Here is an 18,556-nt window from a genome sequence, read left to right on the forward strand (position 1 = left end):
TGGGAGAATCGGACGACATGAACGAGACATCCACCGCCCCTGCCGACGCGCGTCGCCGCGGGCGACTCAGCGGCACCGGCCGGGTGCTCGTCGCCGTGTACGGCGTGCTCGCCCTCGCGGCGACCGGGCGTTCGCTCGTGCAGATCGTCGAGAAGTTCGACGAGGCGCCCCTCGCCTACTCGCTCTCCGCGCTCGCCGCCGTCGTCTACATCCTCGCGACCGTCGCGCTCGTGCTCCCGGGGCGCACCTGGTACCGCATCGCGTGGGCGACGATCGTGTTCGAGTTCACCGGGGTGATCGTGGTGGGCCTCCTGAGCGTGCTCCGCCCCGACCTCTTCCCGCACGACACCGTGTGGTCGTGGTTCGGGCGCGGCTACCTCTTCATCCCGCTGGTGCTGCCGCCGCTCGGCATGTGGTGGCTCGCGCGCCATCCGGTGCAGGATGCCGCGGCGCACGCCGACGGAACCGTCGCGCCGACCGCGGTCGACGCGGAGGGACGCGCGTGAGGACGTTCGCGGGGATCGAGGCGGTTCCCGCGCACTACGGCCCCTCCGCCGTCACGATCGGCAAGTTCGACGGCGTGCACCAGGGGCACCGGGCCGTCATCGCGAAGCTCCGCGAGATCGCCGAGGCCCGGCACCTCGCGGCCGTCGCGGTCACGTTCGACCGGCATCCGGCCGCGTTCCACGCGCCCGACCGTTGCCCGCCGCAGCTCGTCAGCACGCGGCAGAAGCTCGAACTGCTCGCCACGACCGGCCTGGACGCCACGGTCCTGCTGCACTACGACGGCGCGCTCGCGTCGCACAGCGCCGACGCGTTCGTTCGCCGGTTCCTCATCGAGGCGCTCGACGCGCGGGTCCTGCTCGTCGGCCACGACTTCCGCTACGGCGCGGGCAACGAGGGCGACGTCGAGATGCTCCGTCGCCAGGGCGAGGAGCACGGGTTCGAGGTCGTCGTCGTCGAGGACGTCGTCCCCGAGGGCGGCCGTCGCGTGTCGTCGACGTGGATCCGGCAGCTCCTCGAGGCCGGCGAGGTCGAGCACGCCGCCGAACTGCTCGGGCACACGCCGACGGTCAGCGGGATCGTCGTGCACGGCTTCAAGCGCGGGCGCGAGCTCGGCTACCCGACCGCGAACCTCGCGCTCGACTCCGAGGGCTTCATCCCCGGCGACGGCGTCTACGCGGGGTGGCTCATCGACGGCGGCACCCGGTACCCGGCCGCGATCTCGGTCGGCGACAACCCGACCTTCGAGGGCGTGCCGAAGAAGCAGGTCGAGGCGTACGTGCTCGACCGCGACCTCGACCTCTACGACCACCTCGTCGGGGTCGAGTTCGCGCACCGCATCCGCGGCATGGAGAAGTTCGACGGCATCGAGGCGCTCGTCGTGCAGATGGGTCGCGACGTCGACCGGGCCCGCGTGCTCCTCGGCTGACCGTCCGCCCGGGCGGCAGGTGCCCGCCGACTGGCCCGGTCGCGCCCTCAGGCCCCGGTGGTCGCGCGCTCGTCGCCGGTCGGCGGATGCGGGGCCACCGTGCCGATGCCGGTGAGGAAGCGGAGCAGGCCGTTCGCGGTGTCGACGAGCGGGCTGCCGTGCCCGAACTCCCACCCGGCATCCGTCGCCCGCAGCGCGTGCCCGGCGATCACCGCGCGGATCTCGGTCGGGGCCGCCGCGGCTCGCCGCAGCGCGACGGCCCCCGACGCCCTCCCGGGGATCGGCAGGTCGGCGCCCGAGGCGCCGCCCACGAGGAGCGCGGCGACGACGGCGTCGTCGAGGTCGAGGATGCCGGTCGGGCGCCGGCGCGCGACGACCTCGTCGGCTCGCCCCTCGAACACGTCGGCGGCGGCGGCCGGCGACGCGAGCGGCTCGAGTTCCTCGAGCCGCCGTGCCTCGCCGCCCCGCACGAACCGCTCGGCCGCCTCGACCGCGCGACGCGTGCGCGAGCGGTCGAAGCCAGTCGCGAGTTCCGCGGCGACATCCGCCACGCGCCATCCGGCGCGCTCGGTCGTCGTCGCCCAGAGCGCGTCGCCACCCCGGCGCAGCGCGCCGGCCAGGGCCCGGAGCACCTCGGCGGTCTCGGTGCGCCGATCGGCGGTCACCCCGGACTCGTCGACGTCGGGGCGACGGCTGAGCGGCAGATAGCGCGAGAGGTCGGCCACGCGACCAGCCTAGACGCGTGCCGCCCGAGCGGCCCCGCCCGCGCATGCCGAGGGGCGGGCGCCGACGTCGCCGAGGCGATCGAGCGCGCGTCGGCCTGACCGGGTGGCGACCGCGGCTTCGCCCGCACGGGGCCGGACGGCGGGCCATGCGTGCGGCCTAGACTCGGCTGGTGAGTCCGGAGACGACGAGGCCCCTCTGGCACGGTCGCACCCTGGCGCTCCTCGGCATCCTGCTCGTGGCGTTCAACCTGCGGACGGCCGTCGCCTCGCTCTCGCCGATCCTCGGCCTCATCGAGGAGGACTTCGCGGTCTCCACCGCGATGGTGGGCCTGCTCGGCATGCTGCCGCCGCTCTGCTACGCGCTGTTCGGCATCGCGACGCCCGTGCTCACGCGTCGCGCGGGCCTCGAGCCGGTGCTCCTCGGCGCGCTGGTCGCCCTCGTGCTCGGCAGCGCCGCGCGCGGCATCGCGGGCTCGTCCTGGTGGCTCTTCGCCGCCAGCGCCGTCACGTTCGCCGCGATCGGCGTCGGCAACGTCCTGCTGCCGCCGCTGGTCAAGCGCTACTTCCCGGACCGCATCGGGCTCGTGACCGCCCTGTACGTGACGGCCATGTCGGTGAGCACGTTCGTGCCGCCGCTCGTCGCCGTGCCCGTGTCCGAGGCCGCCGGATGGCGCACGTCCCTCGAGACGTGGGCGGCCGTGGCGCTCGTCGCGCTCGTGCCCTGGGCGGCGCTGCTCGTGCATCCACGTCGACGGACGCCGGGCGAGCTCCCGGAGGAGGCCGAGCCCGGCATGCTGCGTCACGCGTTCCGGTCGCCGATGGCGTGGGCGCTCGCCATCATGTTCGCGGTGGCCGGCTTCAACGCGTACGCGGTCTTCGCGTGGCTCCCGACGATGCTCGCGGACGTCGCGGGCACGAGCGCGGCCGCCGCCGGCGTGCTGGTGGCCCTGTACGCCGCGATGGGCCTGCCGGCGTCGCTCGTCGTCCCCCCGCTCGCCACGCGACCGGCGCGGGTGCGGGCCATGGTCGGGATCGCCGCGGCCGCCCTCGCGGCGGGGTGGGCGGGCCTGCTCGTCGCGCCGGACGTGCTCACCTGGCTCTGGGTCGCGCTCGCCGGCATCGGGCCACTGCTCTTCCCGCTCTCCCTCGTGCTCGTGAACCGGCGAACGCGGACGCACGCCGGTTCCGTCGCGCTGAGCGGGTTCTCCCAGTCGGTCGGCTACGTCCTCGTCGCCCTCGGGCCGGTCGCGGTCGGGATCCTGCACGAGGCCACGGGGGAGTGGACGGCCCCCATCGTGCTGCTGCTCGCGACCGCCGTCCCGGCGCTCGTCGCAGGGCTCGTCGTCGCGCGTGCCGGCACCCTCGAGGACGAGCATGCGCGCCGAGCCGCCGTGCGGTGAGATCCGCGCCGCATCCGGGCGCGCCATCCGCTGCTCGTTGCTCATATGAGCAGAAGTGCACGCGAGTGTTGCCGATGCGCGAGGGCGTGCCTACGCTGGATGAGGCGGAAGGAGACGAATGGACGAGACCGACGAACTCCTCTCGATCCGCGCGGCGGAGCTCTACTACGAAGAGAACAAGACGCAGGACGAGATCGGCCAGGCCCTGCGCCTGACGCGCTGGAAGGTCGGGCGACTGCTCGCCCAGGCGAAGCAGCGCGGCTTCATCCGCATCGAGATCCTGCACCCCCGGGCCAGGCGCCTGCCCATCGAGCGGCGCCTGCGCGAGGAGCGCGGCCTGGAGGACGCGATCGTCGTCTCCTCGGCCGGCGTCGCCTCGCCGGACGAGCTGCAGTCGCGCACCGCGCAGGCCGCGGCCGACTACCTGACCGCGCTCCGGCCCGTGCCCCGCACGCTCGGCGTGAGCTGGGGCCGCACGCTCTTCGAGATCTCGCAGCACCTCCGCAACGGCTGGGCGACGGGTGTCAACGTCGTGCAGATCAACGGCGGGGTGAGCCTCAACCGCCGCGCCGGCACTGCCGCGGCCACCGCGGTCGCCATCGCGCAGAAGGGCGGCGGCAGCGCCACCCTCCTGCCGAGCCCCGCCATCCTCGAGCACCTCGCGACGAAGGAGGCGATCGAGTCCGATCGCGTCGTCGCGGGCGTCATCGACCTCGCCCGGTCCGCCGACGCGTACCTGTTCAGCGCCGGGCCGGCCGACCACACCTCGGTCCACATCGAGAGCGGCTACCTCACCGAGGCCGACGTCGACCTGCTCGTGCAGAAGGGCGCCGTCGGCGACGTCGTCGGCCGCTACATCGACTCCGAGGGCAACATCGTCGACCCCGCCCTCGACGCCCGGACGGTCGGGCTCACGCTCGACCAGCTCCGCGACGGACACCTCCGCATCGCCGTGATCGCGGGGCGGAGCAAGCACGCCGTCACCGACGCGGTCGTGCGTTCCGGCCTCTGCTCCGTCCTCGTCACCGACGAGGCGACCGCACTCCACCTCCTCGACGGCTGATCCGGCCGCACCACGAAAGACAGGTCACCCACCATGTCCGGCACCTCCCTCGTCACCGCGCGCGAGCGCGCGCTCGCCGTCCTCGGCGGCGAGCCCGACGACGCCACGCTCCGCAGGTACCTCCACGGCATCGCCGGCGTCGACGCCGTCGGCCTCGAACAGCGCGCCGCGGGCCTCGGCACGCGCTCGATCAAGACGACGTCCAAGAAGTGGGCGCTCGACCGGATCATCTCGCTCATCGACCTCACGACGCTGGAGGGCGCCGACACGCCCGGCAAGGTGCGTTCGCTCGTGGCCAAGGCCGTGAACCCCGACCCGGCGGATGCCACGACCCCGCGCGTCGCGGCCGTCTGCGTGTACGGCGACATGGTCCCGTACGCGGTCGACGCCCTCGGCTCGGCGCACGGCGACCCCGACGACGGCCTCATCTCCGTCGCCGCGGTCGCGACCGCGTTCCCCTCCGGTCGGTCCTCGCTCGAGATCAAGCTCGCCGACACGGCCGAGGCGGTCGCGAACGGCGCCGACGAGATCGACATGGTCATCGACCGCGGTGCGTTCCTCGCGGGTCGCTACGGGCAGGTCTTCGACCAGATCGCCGCGGTCAAGGAGGCGTGCCGCCGGGCCGACGGCACGAGCGCCTCGCTCAAGGTGATCCTCGAGACCGGCGAGCTCGTCACCTACGACAACGTCCGCCGCGCCTCGTGGCTGTCGATCCTCGCCGGCGGGGACTTCATCAAGACCTCGACCGGCAAGGTCCAGCCCGCCGCGACGCTGCCCGTCACGCTCCTGATGCTGGAGGTCGTGCGCGACTGGCACCTCATGACCGGGCAGCGCATCGGCGTGAAGCCCGCTGGCGGCATCCGCGCCTCCAAGGACGCCATCAGGTACCTCGTCACGGTCGCCGAGACCGTCGGCGAGGAGTGGCTCCAGCCGCACCTGTTCCGGTTCGGCGCCTCCAGCCTGCTGAACGACGTGCTGCTGCAGCGGCAGAAGATGGCGACCGGCCACTACTCCGGCGCCGACTACGTGACGATCGACTAGGACGAGAGCACCACGAAATCATGAGCTTCCTCGAATACGCACCCGCTCCCGAGTCGCGGGCGATCCTCTCGCTCCGCGACAGCTACGGCCTCTTCATCGACGGCGAGTTCGTCGACGGCCGCGGCACCCCGTTCCCGTCGATCTCGCCCGCGAGCGAGGAGCGGATCGCGACGATCGCCAACGCGAACGCCGCCGACGTCGACGACGCCGTCGCCGCCGCGCGCCGCGCGCACGACCGCGTCTGGTCGCGGATGACCGGCCGCGACCGCGGCAAGTACCTCTTCCGCATCGCGCGCCTGATCCAGGAGCGCGCCCGCGAGCTCGCCGTGGCCGAATCGCTCGACAACGGCAAGCCGATCAAGGAGTCCCGCGACGTCGACGTGCCGCTCGTCGCCGCGTGGTTCTTCTACTACGCCGGCTGGGCCGACAAGCTCGACTACGCGGGCCTCGGGGCGAACCCGCGCGCGCTCGGCGTCGCCGCGCAGGTCATCCCGTGGAACTTCCCGCTGCTCATGCTCGCGTGGAAGATCGCGCCGGCGCTCGCCGCGGGCAACACGGTCGTGCTGAAGCCGGCCGAGACGACGCCGCTGACCGCGCTCATCTTCGCCGAGATCGTGCAGCAGGCCGACCTGCCGCCGGGCGTCGTGAACATCCTCACGGGTGCGGGCGACACCGGCGCCGCCCTCGTCGGCCACGACGACGTCGACAAGGTCGCGTTCACCGGCTCGACCGCCGTCGGCCGTGCGATCGCGAAGCAGGTCGCTGGCACGCACAAGAAGGTGACCCTCGAGCTCGGCGGCAAGGCCGCGAACATCGTCTTCGACGACGCCCCCATCGACCAGGCGATCGAGGGCATCGTCAACGGCATCTTCTTCAACCAGGGGCACGTGTGCTGCGCGGGCAGCCGGCTCCTCGTCCAGGAGTCCGTCCACGACGAGGTGGTCGAGCGATTGAAGTCCCGGCTGTCGACGCTGCGCCTCGGCGACCCGCTCGACAAGAACACCGACATCGGCGCGATCAACTCGCGCGAGCAGCTCGAGCGCATCCGCGAGCTCTCCGACGCGGGCGTCGCCGAGGGCGCCGACCGCTGGAGCGCGCCGTGCGAGATCCCCGAGAACGGGTTCTGGTACGCGCCGACGATCTTCACGAACGTGCAGACCTCCAACCGCATCGCTCGTGAGGAGATCTTCGGCCCGGTCCTCTCGGTGCTCACGTTCCGCACCCCGCAGGAGGCCATCGCGAAGGCGAACAACACGCCCTACGGCCTCTCGGCGGGCATCTGGACCGACAAGGGCAGCCGCATCCTCGCCGTCGCCGACCAGCTGCGCGCCGGCGTGGTCTGGGCCAACACCTTCAACCGGTTCGACCCGGCGAGCCCGTTCGGCGGCTACAAGGAGTCCGGCTACGGCCGCGAGGGCGGCCGGCACGGACTCGGCGCGTACCTCGCGCCCGCGTCGGTCACGTCGACCGGACGCAGCGCGCCGCGCGCCGTGGAGGCCGCCGCCGCGGCATCCGCCGACGAGAAGCCGGCCCGCCGCACCCGCCGACCTGCCCGCCCCGCGAAGAAGGGAGCCGCGAAGTGAGTCGCCTCGCCGTGCCCAAGACGTACAAGCTGTTCATCGGCGGCGCGTTCCCGCGCAGCGAGTCGGGTCGCACCTACGAGGTTCGGTCCGCCGACGGCGGGTTCCTCGCCAACGCCGCGAAGGCGTCCCGGAAGGACGCGCGCGACGCGGTCGTGGCCGCGCGCGGCGCGGTCGCCGGGTGGGCGGGCGCGACCGCGTACAACCGCGGCCAGGTGCTGTACCGCATCGCCGAGCTGCTCGAGGGTCGTCGTGCCCAGTTCGCCGCGGAGATCGAGGAGGCCGAGGGCCTCAGCCGTGCCCAGGCGGGCGCACAGGTCGACGAGGCCGTCGACCGTTGGGTCTGGTACGCCGGGTGGGCCGACAAGTTCGCCCAGGTGGCCGGCAACGCCAACCCGGTCGCCGGGCCGTACTTCAACATCTCCGTGCCCGAGCCGACCGGCGTCGTCGCGATCGTGGCGCCCCAGGACTCCTCGCTCGTCGGCCTGGTCTCCGCGATCGCGCCGGCGCTCGTCGCCGGCAACGCGGTCGTCGTCGTGGCGAGCGAGCGGTTCCCGCTCTCGGCGATCAGCCTCGCCGAGGTGCTCGCCACGAGCGACGTGCCGAAGGGCGTCGTCAACGTGCTGACGGGCTCGCCCGCCGAGATCGCCCCGTGGCTCGCGAGCCACGCCGACGTCAACGCGCTCGACCTCGTCGGCGCGGGAGAGCTCGACTGGGTCGACCTCGAGATCGCAGCGGCCGACACGCTGAAGCGCGTGCTCCGTCCGGAGTCCGGACCGGATGCCGCGGCGCCGACGCTCGACCGGATCGCCGCGTTCACGGAGACCAAGACGGTCTGGCACACGAAGAGCCTGCGGTAGGCGGCCGCACATGTCCGGACGCGATGGGGCTTCCGACGAGCGCGGGCGACTCGTCATCGATCCGTTCGACTACCGGGTGACCGGGCACGGCGCGGTGATCGTGCTCCGCGGCGGCCGCCCCGTCATGACGGTGGGCGGCCGCTCCGCGGCGAAGCTCGTGGCCGCGCTCCAACGTGCGGACGATTCACAGGTGCAGCACCTCCTCGCTCGCGCGAGCGGGAACTATCGTCGGGGGAACGAGCACGGCTGACGCCGTGCGGCGCACGACCAGCCACGCGCGACCGGCCGCACGCGGCGAGCGGCGCCCGACGAGGGGAGGGTCGTCCATGCGCGTCCTGGTGACCGGGGCGACCGGCTACATCGGTGGTCGGCTCGTGCCGCGCCTCGTCGAGGCGGGTCACGACGTCCGGGTCGTCGTGCGGCGGCCGGAGCGGCTCCGCGACGTCCCGTGGGCGGCCGACGTCGAGGTCGTCGAGGGCGACCTGACGGACGCCGCGGCGGTCGAGCGGGCCACGCGCGGCGTCGACGTCGTCTACTACCTCGTGCACTCGATGGGCGGTCGCGGCGACTTCGAGGAGACCGAACTCGCGATCGCCCGGACCATGGCCCGCGCCGCGCGCCGGAACGGCGTGCGGCGCATCGTGTACCTGGGCGGGCTGCACCCCGCGAGCGGACCGCTGTCGCGGCACCTGCGCTCGCGCGTGCAGGTGGGGGAGATCCTGCTCGGCTCCGGGGTGCCGACGATCGTGCTGCAGGCGGGTGTCGTGATCGGCTCGGGCTCGACGTCCTTCGAGATGATCCGGCACCTGACCGAGGTCCTGCCGTACATGCCGGCGCCGAGGTGGGTCCGCAACTTCATCCAGCCGATCGCGGTGCGCGACGTGCTGCACTACCTGATCCGCGCGGCCGAGGTGCCGCCCGAGGTGAACCGGTCGTTCGACATCGGCGGGCCGGACGTCTTCCGCTACGGCCAGCTCATGAACGGCTACGCCGTCGAGGCGGGCCTCAGGCAGCGGCCGATCGCGGCGCTGCCGGTGCTCACGCCCTGGCTGGCGGGCCAGTGGGTGAACCTCGTGACGCCGATCCCGCGGCGCATCGCGGTGCCGATCATCGAGTCGCTCCAGTTCGACTGCGTCATGCGCGAGCACGACATCGACGAGGTCATCCCGCCGCCACCGGAAGGTCTCACGCCCTATCGCCGGGCCGTGCGCCTCGCGCTCGAGCGCGAGCGCGTCGGCGAGGTCGAGACGAGCTGGCGGAACGCCGAGGTGGCCGGTGCTCCGAGCGACCCGCTGCCGAGCGATCCCGACTGGTCGGGCCACACGGTCTACACCGATCACCGCGAGCGCACGTCGACGGCGCCGGTGGAGGCGCTGTGGGGCGTGATCGAGGGCGTCGGCGGCGAGAACGGCTGGTACTCCTTCCCGCTCGCCTGGGCGGTGCGGGGCTGGATCGACAAGCTGTTCGGCGGCGTGGGGCTGCGACGGGGTCGCCGCGATCCGGACACCCTGCATCCGGGCGACGCCGTCGACTTCTGGCGCGTGGAGCGCATCGACCGGCCGCGGTTCCTGCGGCTCAGGGCCGAGATGCGCGTGCCCGGCCGCGCGTGGCTCGAGATGTCCGCCGAACCGGATGCCGCGGGCTCGCGCTACCGGCAGCGCGCCGTGTACTTCCCGAAGGGGCTCGCGGGCCGGCTGTACTGGTGGGCCGTCTTCCCCTTCCACGGGATCGTGTTCGCGGGCATGGCCAATCGGATCACGGCCGAGGCCGAGGCATCCGTCACCACCGGCGCATCCGGGCACGTGGTGGCCGCGGAAAAAAAGTAACGAAACGGTAACGGCGTTTGCTAGGGTGACCTGCACGGTCCCGCGCAACGCGGCGCGGGTCGTGGAAAGGCCCCCTTCGTGCGTCCCACCCGAGACGCGGTCGACCCGGCGACCGCGGCCCCCGCTCGCGCCCGCGCCCAGCAGGTCACCCGCCCCGCCATCGGCCGTCCGCCTCGCCCGCTCGTGCGCATCCCGCTCGCGGTCACCGGCATGGTCGCGATGGCGGCCACGCTCTGGGGCGTGTCGACGCCGAACGACGTGTACGCCATCGACGTCTTCGGCGCACTGCGCCAACCGGGCGACGCGGCGGCCATCATCGGTCATCGAGGCGACCGCTCCCAGGCGCCCGAGAACACGATGCCCTCGCTCGAGCTCGCGATGGACGAGCTCGCCTACGTCGAGACCGACGTGCGGCTGACGCGCGACGGCGTCCCCGTGCTGTTCCACGACACCGACCTCGAGCGCATCGCCGGCCGCGACCTGCGCGTCGAGGAGATCGACCACGAACGCCTCGAGCGCATCGACGCCGGCGCGTGGTACTCCGAGGAGTGGGCGGGGGAGCGCATCCCCACGCTCGACGCGTTCCTCGCCGCACTCGCCGAGCGGGACGAGGCGCGTGCGCTCGTCGAGCTCAAGGCGGACTGGGCGGCCGACGAGGTGCGGATCGTGCTCGACCTCGTCGAACGCCACGGGCTCCGCGGCCGGGTCGTCCTGCAGAGCTTCAGCATCGAGACGCTCCAGTCGATCCGGCGCGTGTCGCCGACGACCCCCCGGATCATGCTCATCCGCGAGCTCCCGGCCGACCCGGTCCCGCTCGCCGAGCAGCTCGGGCTGATCGGGTTCGGCACCACCGCGGCATCCGTCACCGCCGCGCCCGAGGCGATCGACGCCGCGCACGCCGCCGGCATCGCGGTGCTCTGCTACACGTTGAACAGCCAGGACCGCTGGCAGGAGGTCAGCGCGCTCGGCGTCGACGGCATCATCACCGACCAGCCGAGCGACCTCGACGCGTGGATCGCCTCGACGGCGCCGGGCACCTGATGCCCCGCGCAGCGGCGGGATGCGCGCGTGCTCCGGGTCAGTCGATCACGACCACGTCGGCGCCGAGGCGAGCCGCGGCATCCGCGAACGTCGCGTGCATGCGCTCGGAGAGCAGCACGAATCGGACGAGCGCGGGAGCGTCGGGCGCCGCGGCGGCGGTCGCGACGGCGACCTCGGCGGCGTCGTCGGCCGACCAGCCGTAGACCCCGGCCGAGACGGCGGGCAGGGCGACGGATGCCGCACCGAGCCGGGCCGCGAGCCCGAGCGAGTTGCGGTAGGCGTTCTCGAGGAGCGCCCGTCGGCGCGCGGCCTCGGGGCCCTCGCCGGGCCACACGGGGCCCACGGTGTGCACGACCCACCGCGCCGAGAGCCGGCCGCCGGTCGTCGCGACGGCCTCGCCCGTCGGCAGGCCGTCGGGCAGGGCCGTCGCGCGCAGGCGGCGGCACTCGGCGAGGATCTCGGGCCCGCCGGCCCGGTGGATGGCGCCGTCGACGCCGCCCCCGCCGAGGAGCGACGGGTTCGCCGCGTTCACGATCGCGTCGACCCGCTCGAGGGTGAGGTCGCCGCGGAGGAGCTCGATGCGCGGCATCCGGCGGTCAGCCCCGGTTGTTGGAGAGCTCGAAGATGCGCACGAGCTCTGCCACGGCCTCCTCGCGCTGGTCGCCGCCCTGCTCGTACATGTGCGAGACGTGCGTGCGGAGGTGGTTCTCGACGAGCAGCTTGTTCAGCGAGCCGAGCGACTTCTGGACCGCGAGCGAGAGCGTGATGATGTCCACGCAGTAGTCCTCGTTCTCGATCATCTTCTCGATGCCCCGCAGCTGGCCCTCGATGATCTTCGTCCGATGCAGCGCCCGCTTCTTGATGTCCTCGATCACCCCGTCAGGATACGCCCGGGCGCGATACCCGGGGCCGTATCGATCCGAGCCGTCCGTCGCGAGCATCGTCCGGCCCGGCCGGGCCGGCCGGGCCGGGCGACGGGTGACGCGGCGCGGGTCGGTTCGCTACCGTGATCGCATGTCGTCCCCGCGCCCGGCCCTGCGCCGCCAAGCCCTGCGCCGCGAGGGCGAGCGCCGCCACGTGCTCGCCGCACTCGGCGCACTCGTCGCGCTGGCGTTCGCGGCCGGACCCGCGGCGGCCGCGCTGGCCCTGCCGCCGGGCGATCCGGTCGCTTCCGCGTCCCGTGCCGTGCGGCCCGTGCAGGCCGTCCCGGCCGACGTCGACGACTTCTCGTTCGCGAGCTTCGAGGCCGTCTACGAGCTGGGCCGCGACGAGGGCGGGCACTCGACGCTCCGGACCACCGAGACGCTGGTCGCCGTCTTCCCCGAGTACGACCAGAACCGCGGCATCCGCCGCGCGATCCCGCGAACGTACGACGGGCACCCGACCGACGTCCGCGTCCGGTCGGTGTTCGACCAGGACGGCGCGGCGCGCTCGTTCGAGACCGAGCGGAGCGAGGACGGCGAGTTCGAGCTCGTGACGATCGCCGCCGACGACTTCGTGCACGGCGAGCAGACGTACGTCATCACCTACGACCAGCGGAACGTCACCTTCGATCCCGACGACCTCGACGTCCAGGAGTTCTACTGGGACGTCAACGGCACCGGATGGCGCCAGCCGTTCGGCGTCGTCAGGGCCGAGGTGCGCCTCGACCCCGGACTCGTCGACGCGTTCACCGGCGACGTCGCCTGCTATCGCGGCTACGAGGGCTCGTCGACGCCGTGCGAGAGCCTCGCGGCCGACCAGGCGGCGCAGCCGGTCGTGTCGGCCGAGGCGGTGGCCCTCGGGCCCTACCAGAACCTCACGGTCGCGCTCGCGTTCGCACCGGGCACGTTCGAGCCGCGCGACGAGCGGTTCACGTCCTCGCCCGCGGCGATGGCCTCCGCGTTCGGTGCGCTGGTCGCGGTCGGCGCCGCGATCGCCGCGATCGTCGTCCGCGCCACCCGCTGGCGCGACCACCCGGGCCGGGGCATCGTCGTCGCCGAGTACGAGCCGCCTGACGGCGTCACCCTGATGGAGGCGGCCGACCTCGTTCGCGCGCCGTCGAAGGGCATCACGGCGACGCTGCTCGGCGAGGCCGTGGCGCGGCGGGTCCGCGTCGTGGAGACGAAGCCCCGGAAGTACGCGGTCGAGCTCGCCGCCCCGGCGACCGGCGCCGACCGCGACGCGTCGCGCGTGCTCGGCGCCCTCTTCGGCCCGGTCGCGATCGTCGGCGCCCGACGCGACCTCAGGTCCCGCGACACCTCGCTCGGTCCGCGCCTCGCGAAGCTCCGGGCCTCGGTGCACTCGCGGGTCGAACGCGAGGGCTATCGCCGCCGGCCCGCCCGCGGGCTGCGCGTCCTCCTCGCCGCGCTCGCGATCGGCGGCGCGACCCTCGCCGGCATCTTCGGGATCATGGCCATCGACGATCGGATGGGCGGCGGATGGCCCTGGCTCGCGATCCTGCTCGGCATCCTCGCCTCGATCGCGACCCTCGGCGTCGTCGCCGTCGTGCGCCCGCTCTCCGAGCGCGGCCGAGCCGCGCGCGACCACCTCGAGGGCCTCCGCGAGTACATCCGGCTCGCCGAGGCCGACCGCCTGCGCATGCTGCAGTCGCCGACCGGCGCCGAGCGTTCGCCGCTCCGGGTGTCGGCGCAGCTCCCGCCCCCGCCGCCCGGCGCCGTGGCCTTCGACCGCCCCGCACCCGCGACCGGCTCGATCGACGCCGAGCAGGTGCTGCGGCTGCACGAGCAGCTCCTGCCCTACTCGGTGCTGTTCGGCCTCGAGCGCGAATGGAGCCGCGAGCTCGCGGATCTGTACGCCGCGCAGGGCCGCGAGCCGGACTGGTACTCCGGCCGCAGCGGATTCAACGCCGCCTACTTCGCGGCGGGCGTGAGCTCGTTCAGCAGCGCGTCGAGCACGAGCTGGTCGGGGTCGTCCTCCAGCTCGTCGTCGGGCGGCTCGAGCGGCGGCGGGTCGTCCGGCGGCGGTGGCGGCGGTGGTGGCGGCGGCGGGGTCTGACCCGGGCGCTCACTCCTCGTCGGCGGCGGGAGCGCGCTCGTCCGGAAGGACGACGCGGCGTTCGGCGTCGATGCCCACCACGTCGTCGTCGGAATCCTCGCCGACCGGACGCTCGTCCTCGTCCTCGTCGGGCTCCGGCGCGGGCGGAAGCTCGCCGTCCTGGGCGACCTGGAACTCGTGATCGTCGGCGATGCCTCCGCCGACCCCCGTCGACTCGTCCATGCCACGAGCGTAGCCGTGGACGCCGTGCCTCGACAGGGCCGAGGTCCCGCCGCGTGCGTCGCCGTTCCGGTGCGGCGTCGAGCGTAGGCTCCCGCCATGCCCGAATGGATCTGGGCGGCGCTCGCCGGACTCGCCGCAGGCGGCGCCCTGCTCGTCGGGGCGATCATCGCATGGGTCGTCGACGTTCCGCGTGGCGTCGTGGCCGCCACCCTGGCGTTCGGATCCGGGGTCCTCATCTCGGCGCTCGCGTTCGACCTCGTGCTCGAGGCGCAGGACGAGGGCGGCTTCTGGCCCACGGTCCTCGGGTTCGGCCTCGGCGCGGTGCTCTACGTCCTGGCGAACCACCTGCTCGACCGGTTCGACCAGCGGAACCGCCGGGGAACCGGCGAGGATCCCGGCACCGGGACGGGCATCGCGGTGGGCGCACTGCTCGACGGCATCCCCGAATCGGCCGTGCTGGGGCTCAGCATGCTCGGCGGCTCCGGGGTCAGCATCCCCGTGCTTGCGGCCATCGTCATCTCGAACGTCCCCGAGGGGCTCAGCTCGACCGCCGAACTCAAGGCATCGGGACGCTCGGCACGCCAGACGCTGCTCCTCTGGTCTGGTATCGCGCTCGCGTGCGCCCTCGCCTCGCTCGGCGGCTTCCTGCTGCTCGCCGACGCGAGCGGCCCGATGACCGCTGCGATCACCTCGTTCGCCGCCGGGGCCATGCTCGCCATGGTCTGCGACACCATGATCCCCGAGGCGTTCCGGGTCCAGCATCGACTCACGGGCCTCCTCGCGACCCTGGGCTTCCTGCTCAGCTTCGCGCTGCATCAGGTCACCTGAGCCGTCGCATTCGCGCCGGCACCACTACGGCGCGTAGAATGGGCGAGGCGCTCGACGGATCCATCCACGGACCGACGGCTGGGGGAACTCGCTCCGCCATGCTCGGCCTCTTCGGATCCGGCGCACCGCGACGGCCTCGTTGTCCGATCCCGTCGGCCGGTGCCGACCACCTGCCCGTGGTCACGAGCGCCGGATCGCATCGGGCCCAGACAGGGGAGGACCATTGGCCCAGACGAGGCAGCGACAGCGCACGCGTTCGCGTGACGACGACGCGCCCATCATCCCGATCCTCGCGCGCAAGGTCCGCGAGGTCGAGCAGAAGGCCCAGAAGAACAAGCTGGGCCCCACGAACCGCACCAAGTTCCAGGTCATCGCGCTGCTCATGCGCGAGGAGCGCGCCCGCGTCAAAGCCGACGGCGAGCTCGCCGACGGCGCGCGGGCGGAGCTGCTGAAGCGCCTCGACGGCATCGCGCAGATCCTCGCGAAGACCGCGGCCCGCGACACGAGCCTCATCACGCTCCTCGAACCGGATGCGTCGATCTCCACGGTCGCGCAGCGGTTCCGTCGCGACTGGCTGCTCGAGTCGGGCGCCGAGCTCAGCGAGGACGAGCTGATCATCGTCCGCGAGCCGGCTCCCGCGCCCGAACTCGCCGTGAACCAGGTGATCCCGCCGTCGGTGAAGTCCCGACAGCTCGCGAACCCGTTCCTCCCACCCGACTTCAGCCGCGCCGACCACCACGTCGTCCCCGTCCGGCGCCTCGCCAACTGGGAGCTGCTCGGCCCGCTGTTCAAGTCGTTCGAGTCGGGCTCCGGCGGCCAGGCGGCATCAATGGACCTGCCCGAGGCGCCGAAGGTGGACCGTCTCGCCCCGCGCGGACTCGAGCTGATGCCCCACCAGGCGCGCTTCATCGAGTCCGCGCGCGAGGGCCACCGCACGTTCCTGCTCGCCGACGAGCCGGGCCTCGGCAAAACCGCGCAGTCGGTGCTCGCGGCATCCGTCGCCGACGCCTACCCGCTGCTCGCGGTCGTGCCGAACGTCGTGAAGATGAACTGGGCCCGCGAGGTCGAGCGCTGGACGCCGCACCGCCGCGCCACCGTCATCCACGGCGACGGCGACACCGTCGACGCGTTCGCCGACGTCGTCGTCGTGAACTACGACATCCTCGACCGGCACATGGCCTGGCTGTCGACCATGGGCTTCAAGGGCATGGTCGTCGACGAGGCGCACTTCATCAAGAACCTGCAGTCGCAGCGCTCGCGCAACGTGCTCGCGCTCGCCGAGCGCATCCGGTCGAACACGCCGGGCGGCGACCCGCTGCTGCTGGCGCTCACCGGCACGCCGCTCATCAACGACGTCGACGACTTCCGCGCGATCTGGCAGTTCCTCGGCTGGATCGTCGGCGACAAGCCGTCGCCCGAGCTCCTCGGCAAGCTCGAGGAGACGGGTCTCACGCCCGCCGAGCCCGGGTTCTACGCCGAGGCGCGCCGCACCGTGATCGACCTCGGCATCGTGCGCCGCCGCAAGGTCGACGTCGCCGCCGACCTGCCCGACAAGCGCATCGCCGACCTCCACGTGGAGCTCGACGACGAGCTGGGCCGCTCGATCCGCGCGGCCGAGCGCGAGCTCGGCAATCGGCTCGCGAACCGCTTCCGAGCACTCGTGGAGTCGCGCAAGCTCCGCGTCGGCGACCTCGACGAGGTCGAGCGCGACCAGTACATCCGCGCCGTCGCCCTGTCCGAGCTCGAGGAGTCGAAGTCCTCGAAGTCCAGCGAGAACGTCTTCACGATGGTCCGGCGCATCGGGCAGGCGAAGGCGGGCCTTGCCGCCGACTATGCCGCGCAGCTCGCGCGCTCGGCGGGCAAGGTCGTCTTCTTCGCCAAGCACATCGACGTCATGGACCAGGCCGAGGCCGCCTTCGCGGCGAGGGAGCTGCGCACGGTGTCGATCCGCGGCGACCAGACCGCCGTGGCGCGCCAGCAGGCGATCGACGCGTTCAACACCGAGTCGGACGTCTCGATCGCGGTGTGCTCGCTCACTGCGGCGGGCGTCGGCGTGAACCTGCAGTCGGCCTCGAACGTCGTGCTCGCCGAGCTCAGCTGGACCGCGGCCGAGCAGACGCAGGCGATCGACCGGGTGCACCGCATCGGCCAGGACGAGCCCGTGACCGCGTGGCGCATCATCGCCGCGCACACCGTCGACGCGCGCATCGCCGAGCTCATCGACCAGAAGCAGGGACTCGCGCTCCGCGCCCTCGACGGCAGCGACGTCGAGCCCGGCTCGGCCGACTCGGTGCAGCTCGACGCGCTGCAGCACCTGCTCCGGCAGGCGCTCGACGGCGCCCTGTAGCGCCGGGCCGCGGCATCCGCTCGCCGACCCGGCCGCCGAGGGCGGTCGGTCACGACGCGACCGGATGCCGCGCGCCCCGCTAGACTCCGTGACGTTCGCGCCTCGATGATGCGGCACCCCCGCGAACGATCCACCTCATGAGGAGTCATCAGGCATGAAGATCGGCATTCTGACGAGCGGCGGCGACTGCCCCGGACTGAACGCGGTCATCCGCGGGTCCGTGCTGAAGGGCGTCATCTCGCACGATGCGGAGTTCGTCGGGTTCCGCTGGGGCTGGCGCGGCGTCGTCGAGCGCGACATCATCCCGATCACCCGCCACGACGTGCGCGGCCTCTCGAAGCAGGGCGGCACGATCCTCGGCTCGAGCCGCACGAACCCGTTCGAGGGCGAGCAGGGCGGACCCGAGAACATCCGTCGCATGCTCGATGAGGAGGGGATCGACGCGATCGTCGCGATCGGCGGCGAGGGCACGCTCACGGCGGCCCGGCGCCTGGTCGACGAAGGCGGCATCCCCGTCATCGGCGTGCCGAAGACGATCGACAACGACCTTGCCGCGACCGACTACTCGTTCGGCTTCGACACGGCCGTCGAGATCGCGACCGAGGCGATCGACCGACTCCGCACGACCGCCGAGTCCCACAACCGCGCGATCGTGCTCGAGGTCATGGGCCGCCACGTCGGCTGGATCGCGCTGCACTCCGGCATGGCCGGCGGCGCGCATGCGATCCTGATCCCCGAGCAGCCCATGGGCATCGACGAGATCTGCGAGTACGTCGAATCGGTCCGCGACCGCGGCCGCGCGCCGCTCATCGTGGTCGCCGAGGGCTTCAAGCTCGACACGATGGAGGAGGCGCACTCGCACCTCGGCCTCGACGCGTTCAACCGGCCGCGCCTCGGGGGCATCGCCGAGAAGCTCGCGCCGATGATCGAGGAGCGCACGGGCATCGAGTCGCGGCACACGGTGCTCGGCCACATCCAGCGCGGCGGGGCGCCGTCGGCGTACGACCGCGTGCTCGCGACGCGCCTCGGCATGGCGGCGGTCGACGCCGCGGTCGACCGCGCGTGGGGCAGCATGGTCACCCTCCGCGGCACCGACATCGCGCGGGTCTCGATCGCCGAGGCGACGGGCGGCCTCAACGTCGTGCCGCAGTCCCGCTACGACGAGGCCCGGATCCTCTTCGGCTGAGCCGGGGC

General features: G+C 73.0%; 18 protein-coding genes. 14 read left to right on the forward strand and 4 right to left on the reverse strand.

The genetic code is table 11. The annotated features are described in order from the left end of the window. Window positions 1-17: 17 nt before the first annotated feature. The gene (locus ACULK2_RS07175; RefSeq protein WP_445969213.1) at window positions 18-506 is read left to right on the forward strand and encodes a hypothetical protein; all 489 of its coding nucleotides are present in this window, start codon (window positions 18-20) and stop codon (window positions 504-506) included. Continuing rightward, the gene (locus tag ACULK2_RS07180) at window positions 503-1,432 is read left to right on the forward strand and encodes a bifunctional riboflavin kinase/FAD synthetase (RefSeq protein WP_445969212.1); all 930 of its coding nucleotides are present in this window, start codon (window positions 503-505) and stop codon (window positions 1,430-1,432) included. The genes ACULK2_RS07175 and ACULK2_RS07180 overlap by 4 nt, the downstream gene beginning before the upstream one ends. 47 nt (window positions 1,433-1,479) lie before the next feature. Here the strand turns inward: ACULK2_RS07180 and ACULK2_RS07185 are convergent, their stop codons facing one another. Continuing rightward, window positions 1,480-2,157, reverse strand: coding sequence for a hypothetical protein (locus ACULK2_RS07185; RefSeq protein ID WP_445969211.1), 678 nt, complete (start codon window positions 2,155-2,157; stop codon window positions 1,480-1,482). 170 nt (window positions 2,158-2,327) lie between these two features. Here ACULK2_RS07185 and ACULK2_RS07190 point away from each other — a divergent pair, with 170 nt between their 5' ends. The 8 genes from ACULK2_RS07190 to ACULK2_RS07225 all read left to right on the forward strand — a co-directional run bounded on the left by ACULK2_RS07190 (window position 2,328) and on the right by ACULK2_RS07225 (window position 10,968). After that, window positions 2,328-3,557, forward strand: a complete 1,230-nt coding sequence (locus ACULK2_RS07190) for an MFS transporter (RefSeq protein WP_445969210.1) — start codon at window positions 2,328-2,330, stop codon at window positions 3,555-3,557. Window positions 3,558-3,675: 118 nt separating this feature from the next. Continuing rightward, a complete protein-coding gene (locus ACULK2_RS07195) occupies window positions 3,676-4,620 on the forward strand; it encodes a sugar-binding transcriptional regulator (RefSeq protein WP_445969209.1) in 945 nt (314 codons plus the stop codon). Between the two features lie 33 nt (window positions 4,621-4,653). Further along, window positions 4,654-5,661: a deoxyribose-phosphate aldolase gene (deoC, locus tag ACULK2_RS07200; RefSeq protein ID WP_445969208.1), complete on the forward strand. Its 1,008-nt coding sequence runs from the start codon at window positions 4,654-4,656 to the stop codon at window positions 5,659-5,661. A 20-nt stretch (window positions 5,662-5,681) separates the two neighbouring features. Further along, complete coding sequence (locus ACULK2_RS07205; RefSeq protein ID WP_445969207.1) at window positions 5,682-7,244, forward strand: aldehyde dehydrogenase family protein; 1,563 nt, start codon at window positions 5,682-5,684, stop codon at window positions 7,242-7,244. Then, window positions 7,241-8,101 carry an aldehyde dehydrogenase family protein gene (locus ACULK2_RS07210; protein ID WP_445969206.1) on the forward strand — a complete coding sequence of 287 codons (861 nt, stop codon included), beginning with the start codon at window positions 7,241-7,243 and terminating at the stop codon, window positions 8,099-8,101. Before ACULK2_RS07205 ends, ACULK2_RS07210 begins: the two co-directional genes overlap by 4 nt. A gap of 10 nt (window positions 8,102-8,111) precedes the next feature. Continuing rightward, complete coding sequence (locus ACULK2_RS07215; protein WP_445969205.1) at window positions 8,112-8,351, forward strand: hypothetical protein; 240 nt, start codon at window positions 8,112-8,114, stop codon at window positions 8,349-8,351. A gap of 76 nt (window positions 8,352-8,427) precedes the next feature. After that, entirely contained in the window at window positions 8,428-9,927 is a 1,500-nt protein-coding gene (locus tag ACULK2_RS07220) for an SDR family oxidoreductase (RefSeq protein ID WP_445969204.1), read from the forward strand. Window positions 9,928-10,005: 78 nt separating this feature from the next. Continuing rightward, entirely contained in the window at window positions 10,006-10,968 is a 963-nt protein-coding gene (locus tag ACULK2_RS07225; protein WP_445969203.1) for a glycerophosphodiester phosphodiesterase, read from the forward strand. Window positions 10,969-11,005: 37 nt separating this feature from the next. Here ACULK2_RS07225 and ACULK2_RS07230 read toward each other — a convergent pair whose 3' ends face one another. Then, window positions 11,006-11,557, reverse strand: a complete 552-nt coding sequence (locus ACULK2_RS07230; protein WP_445969202.1) for an O-acetyl-ADP-ribose deacetylase — start codon at window positions 11,555-11,557, stop codon at window positions 11,006-11,008. Window positions 11,558-11,564: 7 nt separating this feature from the next. After that, complete coding sequence (locus ACULK2_RS07235) at window positions 11,565-11,843, reverse strand: metal-sensitive transcriptional regulator (protein WP_353828857.1); 279 nt, start codon at window positions 11,841-11,843, stop codon at window positions 11,565-11,567. A 139-nt stretch (window positions 11,844-11,982) separates the two neighbouring features. On the opposite strand from ACULK2_RS07235, the gene ACULK2_RS07240 reads away from it, so the two are divergent. After that, complete coding sequence (locus ACULK2_RS07240; RefSeq protein ID WP_445969201.1) at window positions 11,983-13,965, forward strand: DUF2207 domain-containing protein; 1,983 nt, start codon at window positions 11,983-11,985, stop codon at window positions 13,963-13,965. A 9-nt stretch (window positions 13,966-13,974) separates the two neighbouring features. Here ACULK2_RS07240 and ACULK2_RS07245 read toward each other — a convergent pair whose 3' ends face one another. Next, window positions 13,975-14,187, reverse strand: a complete 213-nt coding sequence (locus ACULK2_RS07245; protein ID WP_155051787.1) for a hypothetical protein — start codon at window positions 14,185-14,187, stop codon at window positions 13,975-13,977. Window positions 14,188-14,283: 96 nt separating this feature from the next. Here ACULK2_RS07245 and ACULK2_RS07250 point away from each other — a divergent pair, with 96 nt between their 5' ends. The 3 genes from ACULK2_RS07250 (at window position 14,284) to ACULK2_RS07260 (ending at window position 18,548) form a co-directional block, all read left to right on the forward strand. Next, window positions 14,284-15,015 (forward strand): ZIP family metal transporter, encoded by a 732-nt coding sequence (locus ACULK2_RS07250; RefSeq protein ID WP_445969200.1) that lies wholly within the window; start codon window positions 14,284-14,286, stop codon window positions 15,013-15,015. Between the two features lie 223 nt (window positions 15,016-15,238). Continuing rightward, entirely contained in the window at window positions 15,239-17,362 is a 2,124-nt protein-coding gene (locus ACULK2_RS07255) for a DEAD/DEAH box helicase (protein ID WP_445969199.1), read from the forward strand. 154 nt (window positions 17,363-17,516) lie between these two features. Next, window positions 17,517-18,548 (forward strand): 6-phosphofructokinase, encoded by a 1,032-nt coding sequence (locus tag ACULK2_RS07260; protein ID WP_445969198.1) that lies wholly within the window; start codon window positions 17,517-17,519, stop codon window positions 18,546-18,548. Window positions 18,549-18,556: the final 8 nt, after the last annotated feature.

It is taken from the genome of Agromyces molybdatiresistens (genome assembly GCF_052748445.2).